The following is a 4641-nucleotide window of genomic DNA, read 5'->3' as shown; positions in this document are numbered from 1 at the left end:
CTGGCAGGACGGCGCGCTTGCCGGTGGCATTTTTGGCATCGCTCTGGGCGGTGCCTTCTTTGGCGAAAGCATGTTTTCGCGCCGCCGCGACGGGTCAAAACTGGCGATGGTCTGGCTGGTGGATCGGTTGCGGCGCGCCGGATTCACGCTTTTCGACACGCAATATCTGACCCCGCATCTGGCCAGCCTCGGCGGGATCGAGATCCCGCGCGCCCGCTATCTGGAGCAATTGGAAAAGGCGCTTCTGACGCCAGCCGATTTCTCGGCGCCGCCGCCCGTGACGCCTCAGTTGATCTTGCAGTGCAATACCCAGACATCGTAGCGCGAGTCGTCCATCGCTGACAAAGCGGGGCTGTCAGAGATCATCCAGCCGTTGAACTTTTCAACCGCTGAATTGGTGTCGATGATTACCAGTCTCGCAAAGGCTTTTGATGTGGGGTCTTCCGAAGGATATCGACATTCGGCCAGTGTAATCGAAAGCCGCCGGTAAACGGTGGTTTCGCCCGCGGCCAACTCGATATCGGTGGTAAGGCCCGAAATGCGGTCAAGCGCACGCAGCACCGCACCGGGTGCCGCCGTAACCTCTTGGGCCAAGGCGGCAGCAGGGAAAAGCAAGGCAAAGGCAAGCGCCGCGCGGATCATGGGCTGGCCGTTTCCGTGCCGCTACCCGCGACGAACTTGAGCAACAGATTGATAAGGCTGACCGCGCCCTGCGTGTCTTCAATCACCGCGCCTGCGGCAAGGTCTTCTAGGCTACCGCCCGGCAGCACCTCTACAAAGGCACCGCCCAATAGCCCTTCCGAGGCAATCAGCATGGCGCTGTCAGCGGGCAGAACCACGCCTTCGTTCAGCGCGATCTTGGCATCGGCGAAAAAGCTGACCGGGTTCAGCGAAAGCGCAGTCACCGTGCCGACCTTGACCCCGGCAAGGCGCACGTCACTGCCCACAGTGATCCCTTCGACCGAGCGGAACGATGCCTCGACTTCATAGCCGCCACGCTTCAGCGCAAGGCTTGACCCCTGTGCGGCCCAGACAAAAAAGCCGAGCGCGATCGCAAGGACCGCAGCACCCGCCAGAACTTCTGCGCGGTTCTCGGCCATGTTTATTCCGGTTGCCATGCCTCGTAATCGCGGCGCTCCACAGGCGCGGCGCGGCGCAGCGACCCTGCGGGCGTATAGGCCGCGGCTGTGCCCGTGAAGTTGGGCTGGTGCGGCAATTCCCACGATTTGCGCGGCATCTCGGCCTCGCTTGGGGCTTCTTTATAGGTATGGTGAAGCCAGCCATTCCAATCGGCCGGAATACGCGACGGCTCGCAAATGCCGTTGTAGATGACCCAGCGGCGTTTGTCGTCGCGCGAGCGGTAGTAGATGTTGCCCTGATCGTCCTTGCCCACAAGCTTGCCCTTGCGCCAAGTGTAGAACTGGGTGCCGATCGTCTGGCTGTTCCACCAGGTCAGAAGCCGGAGCAGGAATTTCATGGCTCGTTCCTCCGCGTATGTCGTTCGTGCGCCCGATATGAACCATGCCGTAGCGAAGGTCCAGAGGCAAGAATGTCGCCCCGCGCATCAGCGCGCGGTGGCGCCCTTCTTGGTCTCGGCATGGATCAGCAACGGCTTGACCGCGGGGTTGGTCACGGCCTCGTCGTTGATCACAACCTCGGTCACTGTGTTCAGCCCCGGCAGTTCGAACATGGTGTCAAGCAGCAGATCCTCGAGGATCGAGCGCAGACCGCGCGCCCCGGTTTTGCGCTTGATGGCACGGTGCGCAATCGCCTTCAGCGCATCGTCCGTGAAGGAAAGCTTCACATCCTCCATCTCGAAGAGGCGCTGGTATTGCTTGACCAGAGCGTTCTTCGGTTCGGTGAGGATTGTTACCAGTGCCGACTCGTCCAGATCCGTAAGCGTGGCGATAACCGGCAGGCGGCCGACAAACTCGGGGATCAGCCCGTATTTCAGCAGATCTTCCGGCTCCAACTCGCTGAACAACTCACCCACGCCGCGCGCGTCGGGGTCTTTGACCTCGGCGCCAAAACCCATCGCGCTGCCTTTGTTGCGCTGCGCGATGATCCGCTCCAGCCCCGAAAAGGCACCGCCACAGATAAACAGGATGTTGGTGGTGTCGACCTGAAGAAACTCTTGCTGCGGATGCTTGCGCCCGCCCTGCGGCGGCACCGAGGCAACCGTGCCTTCCATGATCTTCAGCAGCGCCTGTTGCACACCTTCGCCCGAAACGTCGCGGGTTATCGAAGGGTTGTCGGACTTGCGGGTGATCTTGTCGACCTCGTCGATATAGACGATGCCGCGTTGCGCACGCTCGACATTGTATTCAGAGGCTTGCAGCAGTTTTAGAATGATGTTCTCGACATCCTCGCCCACATAGCCTGCCTCGGTCAGCGTGGTCGCGTCGGCCATGGTGAAGGGCACATCGAGAATCCGTGCTAGCGTTTGCGCCAGCAAGGTCTTGCCGCAGCCCGTGGGGCCGATCAGCAAGATGTTCGATTTCGCCAGTTCGACCTCGGACTTGCTGCCGTGGTTGAGCCGTTTGTAGTGGTTGTGTACGGCCACCGAAAGCACGCGCTTGGCATGGTCCTGGCCGATCACGTAATCGTCGAGCACCTTGCAGATATCGCGCGGCGAAGGCACGCCACCGGTGGTTTTCAGCCCCGAAGTCTTGGTTTCTTCGCGGATGATATCCATGCACAATTCGACGCATTCATCACAGATGAACACGGTCGGGCCCGCAATCAATTTGCGCACCTCGTGCTGGCTTTTGCCACAGAACGAGCAATACAGAGTGTTCTTGCTGTCCGTGCTTGTTGTGTTCGCCATCATTTCCCTCTGCGGCTTGCCCGGGGTTTGCGCACCCGGGGCCATTCATGGGCTGCCCTTGAGAGCAAGACTAGGCCAGCCCCCGGTTCATCACAACGCCAAAATTGTCATCATTGCGTCAAACTGCCGCGAGGCGGTCGCGCTCACTTCTCGGGCGTTTCCGCTTTGCCGCGGCTTTCGAGGATCTCGTCGATAAGGCCCCAGGCCTTCGCATCCTCTGCCGACATGAAATTGTCCCGCTCCAGCGCCGCCACGACCTTATCCAACGGCTGCCCCGTGTGCTTCACGTAGATCGCGTTCAGCCGGTCTTTCAGCTTTTGCGTTTCCTGCGCGTGAATCATGATGTCGGTGGCTTGGCCCTGATAGCCGCCCGAGGGCTGGTGCACCATAACGCGGCTATTGGGCAGCGAGAAGCGCATCCCCTTTTCGCCCGCGGTCAGAAGCAGGCTACCCATGCTGGCGGCTTGGCCGATGACCAGCGTCGAAACCTTGGGCTTGATATATTGCATGGTGTCGTAAATCGACAGACCCGAGGTCACAACGCCACCGGGGCTGTTGATATACATCGAGATTTCCTTCGAGGGGTTCTCCGCCTCGAGGAACAGAAGCTGCGCGCAGATCAGCGTCGACATTGCGTCGTGCACGGGCCCTGCAAGAAAGATGATCCGTTCTTTCAACAGCCGCGAATAGATGTCGTAGGCGCGCTCGCCGCGCGAAGTCTGCTCCACCACCATCGGCACGAGCGTGTTCATGTAGGTGTCGATCGGGTCTCTCATCACACTGCCTGCCTTTTGCCTGATCCGCGTTCCATAGCTTTCGATCCTTGACCAAGTCTTAGTGTCGCGGGCCGGGGGCTGCAAGGGTGGGCGGGTGGTTTGACCACCTGCGCCTCGCTTCGCGGTTAATTCTGCGGAAAGGGTTGCGCGGTAACGTCGGTGCTGATCGCGCCGCGCTGGCCGCAGACCCGTCGGACCGAAATGAACCTTTTTCCCACTCCTTGCTCTTCACTGGCATTGCCCGCAGCACCTTTACACCCTGCTTCGCGCTGTGCGGGCCGCGCCCTGTGCCGCGGCGAATTGCCTGCATGGGGTTCTGCAACGGGCAGCAATCAGGCGCGCCATGACCGTGGCCAGATAGGCCAATGCCCTCGATTGATCCGCACCAAAAGGGACACTTGAATGACTTTGCCACACCTTCCGCGGCGCGCTTTGTTGCGATTTTTCCATTCGGTGTTTTTCAAGGCGACATTGATCCTTGCGCTTGCAATTGCCGTGGTCACCACGTCGATGGCATGGGTCAGCTACGGCAATTCCCGTGCCAGCGCTGAACACGAAGCACTGCTTCACGCCGAAGCTGTCAGCCCGATGATCGTGCGGCAACTTTTAGGGGCGGCGCAAAATGACGATTCCGCGCAAATGCAGCAGATCCTCGACGCGGTGATCGCCGACAGCCATGGTGACGCGCTCGGCGCGCTGGTGATGGATATCAATGACAAGGTCGTGGCGCAAAGCCTCGCCGGGGGGAACGCCGCGCTGTTGCAAGAAGCCGCGCGCACGGCGTTTTCAACTGGCAACCCGGCCCGCGGGGGCGACCGTTACACCTATGCAATACCCATCATTTCGGGTGCCAACGGCACGATTTATGGTGCCTTTGCCGCGACATGGACACCGGAGCCGGCGTTTGCGGCGCTGCGCGCGGGGCTTTTGAACACCGCGGCGAAGACCAGCGTGATCTTTGTCGTCGTGCTGGTTTTGGCCGCTATGGCGCTTTATCGCGCGCTGGCGCGGCCAATTATGCGCGTCAACGCGGCAATG

The 4641-nt window shown here is 60.6% G+C and carries 7 protein-coding genes; 2 read left to right on the top strand and 5 right to left on the bottom strand.

Annotated elements, in window-relative coordinates; all coding sequences use genetic code 11:
* On the top strand, positions 1-322 hold a 322-nt coding region (locus ABY403_RS13615; RefSeq protein ID WP_372841374.1), incomplete at its 5' end, for a leucyl/phenylalanyl-tRNA--protein transferase.
* Here the strand turns inward: ABY403_RS13615 and ABY403_RS13610 are convergent.
* The 5 genes from ABY403_RS13610 to ABY403_RS13590 form a co-directional block, all read right to left on the bottom strand.
* On the bottom strand, positions 286-642 hold the full coding sequence (locus ABY403_RS13610; protein WP_372841373.1) for a DUF2155 domain-containing protein: 357 nt from the start codon (positions 640-642) through the stop codon (positions 286-288). The two genes, ABY403_RS13615 and ABY403_RS13610, sit on opposite strands and share 37 nt — an antisense overlap.
* The gene (locus ABY403_RS13605; RefSeq protein ID WP_372841372.1) at positions 639-1100 is read right to left on the bottom strand and encodes an outer membrane lipid asymmetry maintenance protein MlaD; all 462 of its coding nucleotides are present in this window, start codon (positions 1098-1100) and stop codon (positions 639-641) included. The genes ABY403_RS13610 and ABY403_RS13605 overlap by 4 nt, the downstream gene beginning before the upstream one ends.
* Before the next feature lie 2 nt (positions 1101-1102).
* Entirely contained in the window at positions 1103-1477 is a 375-nt protein-coding gene (locus ABY403_RS13600) for an NADH:ubiquinone oxidoreductase subunit NDUFA12 (RefSeq protein ID WP_372841371.1), read from the bottom strand.
* An 87-nt stretch (positions 1478-1564) separates the two neighbouring features.
* On the bottom strand, positions 1565-2827 hold the full coding sequence (gene clpX / locus ABY403_RS13595; protein WP_372841370.1) for an ATP-dependent Clp protease ATP-binding subunit ClpX: 1263 nt from the start codon (positions 2825-2827) through the stop codon (positions 1565-1567).
* A gap of 143 nt (positions 2828-2970) precedes the next feature.
* On the bottom strand, positions 2971-3603 hold the full coding sequence (locus ABY403_RS13590) for an ATP-dependent Clp protease proteolytic subunit (RefSeq protein ID WP_372841369.1): 633 nt from the start codon (positions 3601-3603) through the stop codon (positions 2971-2973).
* A 402-nt stretch (positions 3604-4005) separates the two neighbouring features.
* Here ABY403_RS13590 and ABY403_RS13585 point away from each other — a divergent pair.
* Positions 4006-4641, top strand: a 636-nt coding sequence (locus tag ABY403_RS13585) for a hypothetical protein (RefSeq protein WP_372841368.1), incomplete at its 3' end; no start/stop codon positions are given.

Source organism: Phaeovulum sp. (assembly GCF_041596715.1).
Lineage (GTDB): Bacteria > Pseudomonadota > Alphaproteobacteria > Rhodobacterales > Rhodobacteraceae > UBA6213.
The sequence above is the reverse complement of the archived record's forward strand: the minus strand, read 5'-3'. Positions and strand labels throughout refer to the sequence as shown.